The following is a 14,883-nucleotide window of genomic DNA, read 5'->3' as shown; positions in this document are numbered from 1 at the left end:
GGCACCCGGTGCCGCACGCTGGACGCATGAGCCCGACGGCACCCGGTGACAGCGCACCAGACGAAGGCGAGGACGTCCGCCCGCCGCACGGAGCGCACGCCCCCGAGCGCCGTAACCCCTCGCGCGCCGGCGCGCGAGCGCTGCTCGGCCGGTTGACGGACGGCTTCCGCGAGTTCGGCCCCGCACCGACGGCCGGCGAGTCGACTGCCGTCCAGCCGGCTGCCGGCGAGCCGGTGGTCCGGGAGCCGGTGGACGGGCCGCTGGGGTGGCCCGGGTACGACCAGGCGAGGGCCCGGGCGCGCGAACACACCGGGGAGGACGAATCCGTGGTGTGCGGCACGGGGTGGATCGGCGGCAGCGAGACCGTCCTCCTGTGCTTCGAGTTCGGCTACCTCGGCGGCTCGCTCGGCGAGCGCACCGGCGACCGTATCGAGGCCGCCCACCGGCGGGCCCGGCAGCTGAGGCTGCCCGTCGTCACCCTCGTCGCCACCGGCGGCAGCCGCATGCAGGAGGGCATGCGCGCCCTCGCCCAGCTCCAGCGCGTGGCCCGGCAGACCGCGCTGACCCGGGCCGCCGGACTGCCGCAACTGGCCGTCGTCCGCGATCCGACGACCGGCGGAGGGTGGGCGACACTCGCCGCAGGCGCCGACGTGGTCCTCGGCCTGCCCGGTGCACAGGCCGCCTTCGCCGGATCACGCGTGCGTCCCCGCGACGCCGACCCCGCCGCGTACACCGTGGAGGGCCAGCACGCGGCCGGGCACCTCGACCTCGTCGTCCCCGAACCCCGGCTCGCGCCCGTCCTCGCACACTGGCTCACCCTGCTGACCGGCGGCGACCCGGACGCCGTCCGCGACGGCGCCGCCTTGGACCCCGCTCCCGTACCGGCCGCTCCGGCCACCGCGCCACCGCCCGGGGGCGGCCACGCGGGCGGGCCCGCACCCCTGCCCCGCACCGGAGTGGAGGCGGTTGCCCGCGCCCGGGACCGACAGCGCCCCAGGGCCGACGCGTACCTGGACGCGTACTTCGGCAGCCGCGCCGAGATCAGCGGGGACCGGTGCGGGGGAGTGGACTCCGGGGTGCGGTGCGGTTTCGGGCTGCACGAGGGCCGGTCCCTCGCCTACGCGGCGCAGTGCGGCACCCCGACCCGGCCCGCCGGATACCGTACGGTCGCCCGGCTCGTCCGCCTGGCCTCCCGCCTGGGCGTCCCCGTGCTCACCCTCATCGACACCCCCGGGGCCGCCAACGGCCCCGACGACGAGCGGGCGGGGGCCGGGCCCGCGCTCGCAGAGGTGTTCGACGCGCTCGCGGAGGCCACCGTGCCGGTCACCTCCCTCCTCATCGGCGAGGGCGGCTCCGGCGGCGCCCTCGCCCTGGCCGCGCCGGGCCGGCTGTGGGTGACCGCCGACAGCTACTTCTCCGTCATCGCCCCCGAACCGGCCGCCGCCATCCTCAAGCGCGCCCCCGACCGGGTACCGGAGACGGCCGACGCCCTGCGGCTGCGCCCCCAGGACGCCGTGGACTTGGGAGTGGCGCGCGGCATCGTCCAGGTTCCCTACGGGCGGTGAGCGCCCGGCACGGACGCCGTCACGGTGCCCCCGTCCCGGTCCGGCGTTCGCCCGGCGCGTCTCCCGCCGCAGCGGTACCGCGCACGGGCCGGGCAGGGGGCGCCGAGTCCGCGGTGACCGGGCATACTTCCTCCCAGGGCGTCGGCAGCGCGGAAAGCGCTGGTGACGGCTGGACGTGTCAGCAGGAGGGGGCGGGGCGTGGACGGGGAGCGGGAAGCGCACGACAGCGGGCGGGAGGCCCGCTTGCGGCGCGCCCGGCTGTCCGGCGCGGCGGCGACGGCGGCACTGGCGGTGGTGGCTGTCCTGGGCTTCGGCATCGAGTCCGGCTTGCCGTGGTGGACCATCGCGGCCGCGGCCCTGCTGACAGCGGGGCTCGCCGGCTGGGCGGGGGCACAGGCCGGCCGGCGCCGGGGCGTCATGGCCGAGGCACTGGAGCCCGAAGAGAAGGTGATCGCCACCTGGGCCGTACGGCCCCCGTACACCGAACACACCCCGCCCGCCGCGCACGAAGGCCCCCGCTACCAACTGCGTGCCACCACCAGGGGACTCCAGATGTGGGAGCGCTCCGTCCTGCTGTGGCGCCACCCGTGGCCTGAGCTGCGCGTGGTTCCCGACGGCCCCCGGATGCGCGTCCACCACCGGGGGCAGGAGGCCGCCACGCTGCTGCTGGAGCAGCCGGGCGCCGTGCAGGAGATCTGCCTCGCCGCCCGACGGCACGGGGCCGTCTGACCCACACCTCGCCGGGCGCTGCGATCAGGGCCGCCGCGGTCCCACCGTCCGGGCCGCACCGGTTCGCCCTCTGGGACCATGGAGGGTGACACCCGCTCCACGGCGACCGACGGCAGGCAACCGGAAGCGAAGGACGACGCGCCATGACGGAACGCAAGCCCCCAGGAGTCAGCTTCGAGACGTGGGCCGACCGGCAGATCCGGGAGGCGGAGGAGCGCGGCGAGTTCGCGAACCTGCCCGGTGCGGGGAAGCCGCTGGCCGGAATCGACGCGCCCTACACCGAGCAGTGGTGGGTCGAGCGCAAGATGCGCGACGAGAACCTCTCCTACCTGCCGCCGTCCCTCGCGCTGCGCAAGGACGCGCAGGAGGCCCGAGAACGCGCCGCCGAGGCCCGTTCCGAGGCGGAGGTCCGCGCGATCCTCACTCAGATCAACGCCAGGATCGACGAAGCCGTCCGCACGCCCCTGGAGGGCCCTCCGCACCGTCTGGTGCCCTTCGACGTCGAGAGCGCGGTGCGGCAGTGGCGCTCCGCGCGCGGACAGACACCGTAGCGGCGGCGCTCACAGGTCGATGACGGTGTCGCTCGCCGGCACGGCGCTGCACAGCAGGGCCGTGCCCCGGTCGGGCGGCAGGGCAGGCGGCGAGGGGTAGACCACGCGCCCGTCGCGCAGCGGCTTGCTGCAACTGCGGCAGGCGCCTGCCCGGCAGCCGGAGGGGACGGTCAGCCCCTCGGACTCGGCCAGCTCGGCCAGCGTGCCGCTCTCCGGCCGCCACTTGGCCGTACGCCCGGACGCGGCGAACCGGACGGTGAAGGGCCCCTCGGGGGTCTCTGCGGGCGCCGTGCCCGAAGCCCCGGGGGAGGCGAAGATCTCCTGGTGGATGCGTGCGTCCGCCAGCCCTGCGGTCCGCAGCGCCTCCCGCGCGGTGGCGAGGAAGGACGCGGGGCCGCACAGGAAGGCGGTGCTCGCGGGGTCCGCGTCATCCAGCACGGGCCGGCCCCGTACGGCGCCGAGGCGCTCGGCGTCCCGCGCGGTGGCACGGGTCAGGTGCAGCCGGGCACGCGCGTGGGGCAGCCGCGTGGCGAGGGCTTGAACCTCGGGCCACAGGGCGAGGTCTTCGGGGCCGCGCGCCGTGTGCACGACCTCGACGCGACGGTCGGGCTGTTCGGCGGCGCAGCCGTGCAGCAGCGCCGCGGTCTGGGTGATGCCGATGCCGGCGGAGGCCAGCAGCAGCGGCCTGGCGGTGTCGTCGTCCAGGACGGTGCGGCCGTGCGGCCCGGAGACCGTCAGCAGGGTGCCGGGGTGGGCGTGCCGGTGCAGATGGGGCGACATCCGCCCCTCCGGCTCTAGTTTGACGGTGATGCGCAGCCGTCCGGCGTCGTGCGCCGAGACGGTGTAGGCGCGCCACAGCGGCCCTTCCCCGGTGTGCGCGGTGACCAGGACGTGCTGTCCGTGCCGTGGCGCGGGGCGCTCCTCGGCCAGCGGGTCGGCCAGCCACAGGCTGACCGCGCCGTCCCCGTGCCGCACGCGCTCCTCGACGCGGGCCCGCCGCGGCCACGCCGCGGGCTGCGGGCCGCCGTGCAGCGGGACGGGACGCCCGGGGGCGAGCAGCACCACGGGGTCGTCCTCGCGTACGGTGCCGGGCTCGACCACGCGGGCGCGCAGCCCGCAGTACAGGTGGCCGAAGCGGGTGGCCAGCTCCGCGGGGACGTTGAGGTCCCGGCGGGCGCGGCCGGGGTCGACGGAGGTCGCCGCGCAGCGGTTGATGGGGTGCAGCACCTCCAGCCGGGCGCCGCCGACGGCGATGCGGGCCCCGGGCAGGTCGAGCTCCGCCCAGGCGGGGAGGTGTGCCAGCCACAGGTTGGCGCGGAACCTGCGCGGGTCCACGGCGTGTCCGCAGGCGTCGGAGAGCGCCTCGACGGAGGCCAGGTTGAGCAGCGAGACGGTGGCCTTGTCGTCCCAGTAGCCGTGCTCGGCGCGGTGCAGTTCCGCGCCGCCGAACCAGTCGGTGCGGGCGACGAGCCCGGGCGCGGGCGGGTCGAGAGGCACGGTGACGCTCTCGTAGGTGGGGTGGGTGAGGGTCGCGGTGCCCGCGTCCTCGTCGATCCGCACGCGCCCGTCGGCGGGTCCCGGCGCGGCGACGAGGGCGTGGAAGTTCCGGGTGGAGGCCCAGGCGCCGCCCGCGGGAACGCGGCGCCGTGCGAACGCGAACTGCCGGTCGCGCGGCACGCCTCCCAGGGCGGTGAGCCGGGCCAGGGGGACGTCGTGGCCGGGGAGCCCCTTGACGGGGTGCCGGACGATGCGGGCGATACGGGCGAGTTGCGACAACGGGCTGCACTCCCTGGGAGCAGATCGTGGAGGGACCGGGTGCCCAGCTTCACCAGTCCGTGCACCCAGGATCCGCCCTCGGCCTTCCCGCGCCTCGCCCCGCCACCGGGCGTGTCGCCTCTCGCCCGCGCGCTGCCCCTCTCTGCAACGCCGTCACGCCGTCACGCCGTCACGCCGTCACACCTCGCCGCGCGCCATGCCGATCAGCCGTTCGAGGACCGTGCCCCGGCTGACGCGCAGGGCGTCGTGCTCCCACGCGCTGGTCACCCAGGTGCGGACGTGGGGGACGGAGCGGGCGGTGGCCAGCGAGTGGTCGCGGTCGACGTACATGTCGTCGTGGTAGACGGCCGCGTACACGGGCACCTCGTTGGCCGCCAGCCGCTCCGTGTCGTACAGGTCGGGCCAGTCGCCGCGCTCGGCCAGCAGGTGCGCGGCCTCGGCCAGCGGTTCCAGCGCCGGGTCGAGGCCGAACATCCACGGGTAGATCATCTCCCCGGAGAACAGCACGGGTTCGCCGCTTCGCAGCGCGCGCTCCGCGTCGAAGGCGGGGAACTCGCCGCGCAGGCGCTGCGCCGCCCACCCGGTGCCCCGCGTGCTGACGGAGCGCTGGGCGTAGGCGGCCTCGTGCAACACGGCGAACAGCGGGTTCGCCGCGAGGGACACCTGCCCGTACACGCCGGCCAGGAACGCGTCCGACAGCTCGGGCCCGCTCGCGCCGCGGATCCACGCGCCCTCCAGCAGGTAGTGCAGGACGTGCGAGCCGGAGCCCTGGCCCAGCAGCATGCCCAGGTACTGGAACCGCTCCACCGTCAGCGGGCTCCCGTCAGGGAGCCGCACCTCGTGCTCCGCCAGGTGCGCGGCGATCCGCCTGACCGCCTCGACGTCCTGCGGGTAGCGGGTGTAGTGGGCGGCGTTCTTGGCCGCCACGCGCGGATAGGCGGCCCGGTAGACGTCGTCAGCGCTGACGCGCAGCCCCGGCAGCCCGCCCGTCACGAACGCCTCGCGGAGGGCGTGCGGGGCGCGCGAGAGGTAGGCCAGGGTGCAGAACCCGCCGAAGCTCTGGCCGAGCGTGGACCAGCGCCCGTCCCTGCCCAGCAGCCGCTCGCGCACCACTTCGGCGTCCCGGACGATCGCGTCGGCCCGGAAGTGCGCCAGGTACTCGGCCTGCCGCGGGGGCGTGCCTCGTGCCGCCAGCGACTGCCGGTTGGCGGGCGTGGAGCGTCCTGTGCCGCGCTGGTCGAGCAGCAGCACCCGGTAGTGGCGCAGCGCCGCCGCCAGCCAGTCGGCCTGCCCGACAGGGCGCGGCGAGCCCGATCCCGGACCGCCCTGGAGGAACAGCAGCCAGGGCAGCTCCTCACGCTCGCGCCCCGCCGCGACGACCTCGCGCGCGTACACCTCGATCAGTTCGCCGTCCGGCCGGTCGTGGTCCAGCGGTACGGGGAAGACGTGGTCGGTCAGCACGGTGCCGGGGTGCCGCAGGGTGGCGGGCATTCCAGACCTCCTGTGGTGGGCGGTGGGGTGATCGCCCCCATTCGATCAGGAGCCGGGCGGGACGGGCAGAGGGCGGTTGCCTCGCATGCCCCCTCAGCGGCCCGGGGGCAGCGACTCCAGCACCTCGCCGAGCGCCGCGGTGAAACGGTCGGTGGTGGCCCGGTCCCGTACCGCCATCCGGAACCACTCGGCGCCGAGCCCGGGAAAGGTGTCACCGCGCCGTACCGCGAACCCCGACTCCCGCAGCCGCTCCCGCACGATCGCCGCCCGCGGGTGCCCGACCAGGAGGAACGGACCCTGCGGCTCCGGCGTGGCCTCGCGGACGCCCGCGCCGCGCAGCGTGGCCAGCTGTTCGAGAAGGTGCGCACGGTCCCGCGCGAACCGGTGCGCCGCCGCCTCCGCCTCGGCCAGCGCCCCGGGCGCGCTGCACGCCTGCGCGGCCGTCAGCGCGGGCGCCGAGACGGGCCACAGGGGCTGGTGGGCCGCCAGTGTCCGCACGGTGTCCGGGTCGCTGAGCACGTAGCCGACCCGCAGCCCGGCCAGCCCCCAGGTCTTGGTGAGGCTGCGGAGTACGACCGTGCGGCCCGGCAGCGCGTCCAGCAGCCCGACGAGCGATCCCCGTTCGCCGGGCACCGCGTCGACGAACGCCTCGTCGACGACCAGCGTGCGCCCTGTCCGGGCGAGGCGCGCCAGGTCGGCGGCGGGGTGCAGCACGGAGGTCGGGTTGGTCGGGTTGCCGACGACCACCAGGTCGGCCTCTTCGGGCACGTCCCCGGGCTCCAGCCGGAAGGCGCGTTCGGGGCGCAGCAGCACCCGCCGTACCCGGTGTCCCGCGTCGCGCAGCGCGGCCTCGGGTTCGGTGAACTGCGGGTGCACCACCGCCGGGTGCCGTGCGCTCAGGGCGCGGGCCAGCAGCACGAACGCCTCCGCCGCGCCGGCCGTCAGCAGCACCTGTTCCTCCGCCAGCCCGTGCCGGGTGGCGACCGCGCGGCGTGCGGGGCCGCCATCCGGGTAGGCGGCGAGAGAGTCCAGCGAGGCGGCCAGCCGCTCTGTCAGCCAGGCCGGGGGAGTGCCGGTACGGACGTTGACGGCGAGGTCGGTCAAAGCGGCGCCCTCGCCCCGCACCTCCGCGTCGCCGTGGTGGCGGAGCGTGGCGGCGCTGGGCTCCGGCGCCTGCGCTCCGCGGCCCGGGGCGTCGTGCGCGGTGGTCTCGTACGTGGTCATCCTTCCCTCCCCGGGACGGCGATCGCGGCGAGCGCGGCGGTGGCCCGCGCGGGGCCGCCGCCCTCCGGGCGTGCCAGCGTCTTGGGCACCAGCAGCACGGGGGCGCCGCCCCGGACCTGGGAGCCGTCGCCGCCGCCCGCGGCCAGCAGCGCCGCAGCCTCGGCGACGGAGGGGGTGCCCACGGCCGCACGGGAGAAGTCCGAGGGGTGCGGCACCCTCACGCGGGCCAGGGCGCGCGCGTCGTAGGCGAGCAGCGGCAGCCCCGCCAGGCGGGCGGCGGCCAGCAGTCCGGGTTCCTCCGCGCGGGCCTGCACGGTCGCCAGCGCCGCCACGTCACTCTCCGTCAGCCCTGCGGTGGCCAGCACACCCCGCACCAGGTCCCGCACCTCTGTGGCCGCCACGCCCGCGCAGGTGCCCACCCCGACGGCGAGGAGCCTCGGTCCCGTGCCGTCGGTGCCCCCGCCCGGTCCCAGCGGGTTCACGCGGCGCTCCGGGCTTCCCCGTGCCGCGCGCAGGCGGCCGTGAACCGGGCCGCCGTGCCGGGTGAGGACGCCCAGTGCACGTGCAGGTAGGAGGCGTGCACCTGGCCTTGGACGAAGCCTTCGGTGCGCCGCTCGGGCCGTACCTGCCCCCAGGCGGGCACAGGGCCTGCGCCGGGCGTCAGCTCGGTGCGGTGGAACTCGTGGCCGCGTACCCGGGTGCCCGCCTGCGCGAGGGCGCTGTCGGCCACGGCGACCGCCTCGCGGTAGCCCAGCGTGAGCCGTTCCGCCATCCGTCCCCGCGCGTCGAGCACCCCGCACATGGGCTTGCCGTCCAGTTCCCGCGCCAGGTACAGCAGTCCGGCGCACTCGGCCGCGACGGGACCCTCGAAGGCCGCGATCTGCTCGCGCAGGGGGCGGTTTTCGGACAACTCAGGTGCGTACACCTCGGGGAAGCCGCCGCCGATGACGAGGCCCGCCGTCCCGCGCGGCAGCGCCTCGTCGCGCAGCGGGTCGAAGCCGACGACCTCGGCGCCGGCGGCGCGCAGCAGCTCCGCGTGCTCGGCGTAGGAGAACGTGAACGCCTCGCCGCTCGCGACGGCGATCCTGGGCGGCGGGCCGGACACCGGTTCGCCGCCCGCCTCGTGCGCCGGGTCCCAGGCCTGCTCCGGCAGCGTCGGCGCCTGCCGCGCCAGGGCGAGCAGCGCGTCCAGGTCGCAGCCCTCGCGCACCCGCCGGGCGAGAGCCGCCACCGCCTCCACGGCCTCCGCGCGCCGCTCGGCCACCGGCACAAGACCCAGATGGCGGGAGGGCGCCCGCACCACCTTCGTACGGCGCAGCACACCCAGTACGGGCACCCCCGTGCCCTCCAGCGCCTCTGTGAGCAGCTCCTCGTGGCGGTCGGACCCCACCTTGTTGAGCACCACGCCCGCGACCCGTACCTGAGGATCCCAGGAGGCGAAGCCGTGCACCAGCGCGGCGACCGACCTGGACTGCGAGGAGGCGTCCACCACCAGCACGACCGGGGCCCGCAGCAGCTTGGCCACGTGTGCCGTCGAGGCCAGCTCGCCCTGCCCCGCGGCACCGTCGTAGAGGCCCATCACGCCCTCGACGACGGCCAGGTCGGCCCCCGCCGCGCCGTGCGCGAACAGCGGTGCGATCCGCTCGGGACCGCACAGGTAGGCGTCCAGGTTGCGCCCCGCACGGCCGGTCGCCAGCGCGTGATAGCCCGGATCGATGTAGTCGGGCCCGACCTTGTGCGGCGAGACGGTCAGACCGCGTGCGGCGAAGGCGGCCATCAGCCCGGTCGCCACCGTCGTCTTGCCGCTGCCCGAGGACGGCGCCGCGATCACAAGACGCGGTGTGCGGATCACGCGGCGCCCCCGGCGGCACTCCGCGCGACGGTCACCATTCGATGCCCTTCTGGCCCTTCTGGCCGGCGTCCATCGGGTGCTTCACCTTCGAGAAGTCGGTCACCAGGTCCGCCGCGTCGACCAGCTCCCGCGGCGCGTTCCGGCCCGTGACCACGACGTGCTGGGTACCGGGGCGCTCCCGCAGCACGGACACCACCTCGCGCACGTCCACCCAGCCCCAGTGCATCGGGTAGGCGAACTCGTCCAGCACCAGCATCCGGTACGTCTCGGCGGCCAGATCGCGCTTGACCTGCTCCCAGCCCTCGCGGGCCGCGGCCTCGCTGCTCATCTCGCCGTCGGCGACGTTGCGCTGGATCCACGACCAGCCCTCGCCCATCTTGTGCCACGTCACGCTGCCGCCCTCGCCCGTCTCACCGAGCACCTTGAGCGCGCGCTCCTCGCCGACCTTCCACTTGGCCGACTTCACGAACTGGAACACCCCGACAGGCCACCCCTGGTTCCACGCCCGCAGCGCCAGCCCGAACGCGGCCGTCGACTTCCCCTTTCCGGTGCCCGTGTGCACCGCCACCAGCGGCCGGTTGCGGCGCTGACGCGTGGTGAGACCGTCAGCGGGTACGACACTCGGCTGTCCCTTCGGCATTACGCCGCCCTCCGTGCGTTCCTGGAATCCCTCGCGTCCGTGGTGTGGCGGACGAGTTCGGCCACCGAGTCCGCGCGCAACGCGTCCAGCGTGACGGATTCGCCGCCCAGCTGGGCGGCCAACTGGGCCGCCAGCCCCAGCCGTACGTGTCCGGCCTCGCAGTCCACGACCACCGAGGCGACGCCGTCAGCGGCCAGCGCCCCCGCCGCCTGCCGGGTGCGCACCAGCGGCTCGGGACCGCCCGTGGCCCGCCCGTCGGTGACGGTCACCAGCAGCGGGCGCCGCGCCGGGTCCCGCAGCCGCTCCACGCGCAGCACCTCACGTGCCCGCAGCAGCCCGGCCGCCAGCGGCGTGCGGCCCCCGGTCGGCAGCGACTCGAGACGGGCGGCGGCCGCGTCCACGGACGACGTCGGCGGCAGGGCCACCTCCGCTTCCTGTCGCCGGAACGTCACCAGACCGACCTTGTCGCGGCGCTGGTAGGCGTCCAGCAGCAGCGACAGGACCGCGCCCTTGACCGCGCTCATCCGCTGCCGCGCCGCCATCGAACCCGACGCGTCCACCACGAACAGCACCAGGTTGCCCTCGCGGCCCTCCCGCACCGCCTCCCGCAGGTCGTCCCGGCGCACCACCAGGCCGCTGCCGCTGCGCCCCCGCGCGCGCTGGTACGGCGCCGCCGCCCGCACGGTGGCCGCCAGGTGCAGCTTGCCGAGCGCGCCGTGGGGGCGGCGTGCCCCCGTGGTGCGGCCGTGCGCCGTACGGGCACGTGAGCGCCGCCCGGCCGCGCCCTCACCGAGCCCGGGGACGGTCAGAACGCGCGTCTTGAACGGCTCACCCGTCTCAGCGGCGGGCTGCTGCCCGGCGGCCTCCCCGCCCGCGGGCCGTCCGGACGGCGCCCCGTCGGTCTGCTGCTCGGCAGCGGCCTCCTCCGGGCCGGCCGTCCCGCTGTCGGCCCCCTCGTACGCGTCGTCCCGTGCGTCGTTTCGCGGGGCGTTGCGCGGGGCATCGTCCTGCGGGGCGTCGTGGGGCTGGGACTGCGGGGGGATGCCGCCGCCGGGGCCGTCCTCGGGCCCCTCGTCGCCGCCGTCGTCCGGTGCTCCGTTGCCGGGCCCATCGTCCTCAGGCCCGTCGTCCTCGGGAGCGTTCTCTTCCAGCGTCCGGTCCAGCTTCTCCTCGTCCAGCCCCGGCGCGTCGAAGGGGTTGCGCCTGCGCCGGTGCGGGAGAGCCAGCAGCGCGGCCTGCCTCACGTCCGCCTGCTCCACCTGACCGCGCCCCGCCCACGCGGCCAGCGCCGTCGCCGTACGGGCCATCACCAGATCGGCGCGCATGCCATCCACCTCGAACGCCGCGCAGGTCGCGGCGATCTGCCGCAGCGCGGCGTCCCCCAGCCGCACCTTCGGCAGCAGCGCGCGGGCCGCCACGATGCGCTCGCGCAGCAGACGCTCCTCGTCGGCCCAGCGCGCCGCGAACCCCTCGGGACCGTCGTCGTAGGCCAGCCGGCGCCGCACGACCTCCACCCGCTCGTCCGGCTCACGCGAGGCCGCCACCTCCACCGTCAGCCCGAACCTGTCGAGCAACTGGGGGCGCAGCTCACCCTCCTCGGGGTTCATCGTGCCCACCAGCAGGAAGCGGGACGCGTGCCGTACCGAGACGCCCTCCCGCTCCACGTAGGAGGCGCCCATCGCGGCGGCGTCGAGCAGCAGGTCGACCAGGTGGTCGTGGAGGAGGTTGACCTCGTCCACGTACAGCACGCCCCGGTGCGCGTCCGCCAGCAGCCCCGGCTCGAACGCCTTCACGCCCTCCGAGAGCGCCCGCTCGATGTCGAGCGCGCCCACCAGCCGGTCCTCCGAGGCGCCGACCGGGAGCTCCACCATCCGCGCCGGGCGGGCCTCGGCCGCGTCCGGGTCGGTGCCCGCGTGCGGGCCGTCGGGGCAGTCCGGGTCGGGTGCGGCGGGGTCGCAGGAGAAGCGGCAGCCGGGCACGACCCTCACGTCAGGCAGCAGCGCCGAGACGGCCCTGACGGCCGTGCTCTTCGCCGTGCCTTTCTCGCCGCGCACCAGGACGCCGCCAATGGCGGGGGAGACGGCGTTGAGCAGGAGGGAAAGCTGCAAGTCGGCTTGGCCGACGAGGGCTGTGAAGGGATAGGGAGGCGTCACGCGGTCACTCCTTCGAGTGGCTTAGATCGAACAGGTCGGGCTCACGGGCAGGCGACCGCGAGTGTGGAGCTCCTGCTCCTCGCCGTCGCGGGGGTGATCCGGGCACCGCGCACTCGACAGCGGTTCGGGCACTGTGCTCCCCACCGATGTGGGGGTTCCAAGACTGCGGAGCCTTCACGGCGGCGCCCCCGGCGGCACGAAGGGCAACCCCTCCGGCACGCCCTCCTCGATGAGGCGCAGCAGCGCCGCCGTGTCCGCGTGCTCCTCGATCAGATCGCCCAGCCGGTCGAGCTGTTCCTCGCGCAGGGCGGCGAACCGGGTGTCGGGCGCGGGCTCGAAGGCGCGGCCCGCGTCGGCGGCGACCCGGCGCAGGAAGGCGCGGCGGAAGCCGTCCGACTCCAGCGAACCGTGCCAGTGGGTGCCCCACACGGCCCCCACCCGGCACCCGTCCAGCTCCCCGCCGCCCGCCGAGCGGAAAAAGCCCTCACCGCCGTGCACATCGGCCACGCCGTGGTGGATCTCGTAGCCCTCCACCGGCTCGCCCAGCGCCGTGCCGTGCGGACGGGCGAGGGTCTTGCCGTGGGCGAACCGCACCCGAACAGGCAGCAGTCCGAGCCCGTCGACCACGCCCGCACGCGACTCGACCTCGTCCTCGATCCGCTCGCCGAGCAGCTGGTAGCCGCCGCAGATGCCCAGCACAGGGCGCCCCTCGGCGGCCCGCCGCGCCACCGCGTCCGCCAGGCCGCGCTCGCGCAGCCACTCCAGCGCCCCGACCGTCCCGCGCGTGCCGGGTACGACGACCAGATCGGCGTCGGCCAGCTCCTCCGCACGGTCGCAGAAGCGCACCACCACGCCCGGCTCGGCCGCCAGCGCGTCCACGTCGGTGAAGTTCGACATCAGCGGCACCGCGAGCACCGCGACCCGCAGCACGTCGGCACCGTGCGGAGCCGCGACGGAGGAGTCCCGTACAGCGCCCCGCAGGGAGACCCGCAGGCCGTCCTCCTCGTCGATGCCCAGACCGTGCCGGAACGGCAGCACCCCGAGCGTCGGCCGTCCCGTCAGGCCGCGCAGCATCTCCAGACCCGGCTCAAGCAGGGTCACATCGCCGCGGAACTTGTTCACCAGGTAGCCTGCGACCAGCTCCTGGTCCTCGGGGGCCAGCAGCGCCGTCGTACCGAACAAGGAGGCGAAGACGCCGCCCCTGTCGATGTCGCCGACCACCACGACCGGCAGCCGGCACGCCCGTGCCAGGCCCATGTTGACGATGTCGCTGCGCCGCAGGTTGATCTCGGCCGGACTGCCCGCGCCCTCGCAGACGACCGCGTCATGGGTACGCCGCAGCTCCTCCAGGCAGCCCGCCACCGTCTCCAGCAGCTCCTCGCGCCGCCCGAACCGCACGCCCCGGCCCTCGCCTGTGTGCCGGCCGAAGTAGCCCTGCGCTGACATCTCGCCCACCGGCTTGCCCAGCAGCACGACCTGGCTGGTGCGGTCGCCGCCCGGCTTCAACAGCACCGGGTTCATCAGCGCGCTCGGCTCCGTGCGGGCCGCCGCCGCCTGCATGGCCTGCGCCCGGCCGATCTCGGCGCCGTCGAGCGTGACGTAGGAGTTCAGCGACATGTTCTGCGCCTTGAACGGCGCCACGCGCAGCCCCTTGCGGGCCAGCCAGCGGCAGATGCCCGCCGTCACCACGCTCTTGCCCGCGTCCGAGGTCGTCCCCGCGACCAGCAGTCCGCCCCCATCGTTCACCGTGCGCCTCCCGCGCTCCCGGCGCCCCGGGGGCGCCGCGTCGTCCCACTCGCCCCGCCTCGTGCCGCGCCGACCGTGCCTCGTGCCGCGTCGACCGTGCCTCGTGCCGCGTCGACCGTGCCTCGTGCCGCGTCGACCGTGCCTCGCGCCGCACCGACCGCGCAGCAGACCGCCAGCGCCAGCACGCCGACGCGGCGGGACAACCGCACCGCCCGCTCGATGTCGGCCGTCCGCGCCCGAGCGCCGGGCCCGTTGAGGACGGGACGGTGCTCGACGCGCCCGCCGTAGGAGAGCGTCCCGCCGAGCCGCACACCGAGCGCCCCGGCGAACGACGCCTCGACCGGACCCGCGTTGGGGCTCGGATGCCGGTGCGCGTCCGACCGCCACGCGCGCAGCGCGCCGCGCGGGTTCGGCCCGGCCACGGCGGCCAGCACGGCGGTCAGCCGCGCCCCCGGCCAGCCCGCGGCGTCGTCCAGCCGGGCGGCGGCCCAGCCGAACCTGCGGTGGCGCGGCGAGCGGTGACCGACCATCGCGTCCAGCGTGTTGACCGCCCGGAAACCCAGCATCCCGGGCACGCCCGCCAACGCCCCCCACACCAGGGCGCCGACCACGGCGTCCGAGGTGTTCTCCGCGACGGACTCGACGACCGCGCGCGCCACGCCCTGCGCGTCGAGCCCCTGCGGATCGCGGCCGCACAGCGCGGGCAGCCGCTCGCGGGCCAGCTCGAGATCACCGGCCTCCAGCGCCGCGGCCACGGCGCGCGCCTCCCGCGTGAGGGACGTACCACCGAGCACGGCCCACGTGGCGGCGGCAGTCACCACGACGGCCCGAACCGTCGACCCCCCTGCCGCCCGCGACTCGCTGCCCGCGTCGACCCCGGAGAGCGCGCCCGCGCCGGGCTCGGCGAGTGTGCCCGCGCCCCTGCCGGCTGCGGGGGCCGCCGCAGCCGTGCTCACGTGTCCCACCGCGAGCGCGCCGCCCGCGCACAGCGCCACGTACAGCGCTCCCACGCCGCGGTGGTCGCGCCACATCCGTCGCTCCAGTGCGCCCGCGGCCCGGCCGAAGGCCGCGACGGGGTGGCCGCGTCGCGGATCGCCGAGCAGCGCGTCGATGAGGAATCCGGCGACGGCCCCACCGGCCTGGACGCCCACGGTCC

At 76.1% G+C, this 14,883-nt stretch carries 12 protein-coding genes; 3 read left to right on the top strand and 9 right to left on the bottom strand.

The features are described 5' to 3' along the window. Positions 1-26: 26 nt before the first annotated feature. The 3 genes from MMF93_RS07300 (at position 27) to MMF93_RS07290 (ending at position 2,845) form a co-directional block, all read left to right on the top strand. The gene (locus tag MMF93_RS07300; RefSeq protein ID WP_242750250.1) at positions 27-1,565 is read left to right on the top strand and encodes a carboxyl transferase domain-containing protein; all 1,539 of its coding nucleotides are present in this window, start codon (positions 27-29) and stop codon (positions 1,563-1,565) included. A gap of 198 nt (positions 1,566-1,763) precedes the next feature. Next, positions 1,764-2,294 carry a hypothetical protein gene (locus MMF93_RS07295; protein ID WP_242750249.1) on the top strand — a complete coding sequence of 177 codons (531 nt, stop codon included), beginning with the start codon at positions 1,764-1,766 and terminating at the stop codon, positions 2,292-2,294. Between the two features lie 143 nt (positions 2,295-2,437). Beyond that, positions 2,438-2,845, top strand: a complete 408-nt coding sequence (locus MMF93_RS07290) for a DnaJ family domain-containing protein (RefSeq protein WP_242750248.1) — start codon at positions 2,438-2,440, stop codon at positions 2,843-2,845. 9 nt (positions 2,846-2,854) lie between these two features. Here MMF93_RS07290 and MMF93_RS07285 read toward each other — a convergent pair whose 3' ends face one another. The 9 genes from MMF93_RS07285 to MMF93_RS07245 form a co-directional block, all read right to left on the bottom strand. Next, the gene (locus MMF93_RS07285; protein WP_242750247.1) at positions 2,855-4,621 is read right to left on the bottom strand and encodes an MOSC domain-containing protein; all 1,767 of its coding nucleotides are present in this window, start codon (positions 4,619-4,621) and stop codon (positions 2,855-2,857) included. 177 nt (positions 4,622-4,798) lie between these two features. Beyond that, positions 4,799-6,112 (bottom strand): alpha/beta fold hydrolase, encoded by a 1,314-nt coding sequence (locus MMF93_RS07280; RefSeq protein WP_242750246.1) that lies wholly within the window; start codon positions 6,110-6,112, stop codon positions 4,799-4,801. A 93-nt stretch (positions 6,113-6,205) separates the two neighbouring features. Further along, complete coding sequence (gene cobC / locus MMF93_RS07275; RefSeq protein ID WP_242750245.1) at positions 6,206-7,336, bottom strand: Rv2231c family histidinol phosphate aminotransferase CobC; 1,131 nt, start codon at positions 7,334-7,336, stop codon at positions 6,206-6,208. Continuing rightward, on the bottom strand, positions 7,333-7,818 hold the full coding sequence (locus MMF93_RS07270) for a cobalamin biosynthesis protein (protein ID WP_242750244.1): 486 nt from the start codon (positions 7,816-7,818) through the stop codon (positions 7,333-7,335). Before MMF93_RS07270 ends, cobC begins: the two co-directional genes overlap by 4 nt. Further along, positions 7,815-9,188: a cobyrinic acid a,c-diamide synthase CobB gene (locus MMF93_RS07265; RefSeq protein ID WP_242750243.1), complete on the bottom strand. Its 1,374-nt coding sequence runs from the start codon at positions 9,186-9,188 to the stop codon at positions 7,815-7,817. Before MMF93_RS07265 ends, MMF93_RS07270 begins: the two co-directional genes overlap by 4 nt. 31 nt (positions 9,189-9,219) lie before the next feature. After that, positions 9,220-9,828: a cob(I)yrinic acid a,c-diamide adenosyltransferase gene (cobO, locus tag MMF93_RS07260; protein ID WP_242750242.1), complete on the bottom strand. Its 609-nt coding sequence runs from the start codon at positions 9,826-9,828 to the stop codon at positions 9,220-9,222. Further along, entirely contained in the window at positions 9,828-11,981 is a 2,154-nt protein-coding gene (locus tag MMF93_RS07255) for a putative cobaltochelatase (RefSeq protein ID WP_242750241.1), read from the bottom strand. The genes cobO and MMF93_RS07255 overlap by 1 nt, the downstream gene beginning before the upstream one ends. A 174-nt stretch (positions 11,982-12,155) precedes the next feature. Continuing rightward, positions 12,156-13,727, bottom strand: a complete 1,572-nt coding sequence (locus tag MMF93_RS07250; RefSeq protein ID WP_242750240.1) for a cobyric acid synthase — start codon at positions 13,725-13,727, stop codon at positions 12,156-12,158. Continuing rightward, positions 13,724-14,878: a cobalamin biosynthesis protein gene (locus MMF93_RS07245; protein ID WP_242750239.1), complete on the bottom strand. Its 1,155-nt coding sequence runs from the start codon at positions 14,876-14,878 to the stop codon at positions 13,724-13,726. Before MMF93_RS07245 ends, MMF93_RS07250 begins: the two co-directional genes overlap by 4 nt. Positions 14,879-14,883 lie beyond the last annotated feature (5 nt).

It is taken from the genome of Streptomyces tubbatahanensis (genome assembly GCF_022699385.1).
GTDB lineage: Bacteria > Actinomycetota > Actinomycetes > Streptomycetales > Streptomycetaceae > Streptomyces > Streptomyces diacarni.
This window is presented reverse-complemented; position numbering and strand designations above follow the sequence as displayed.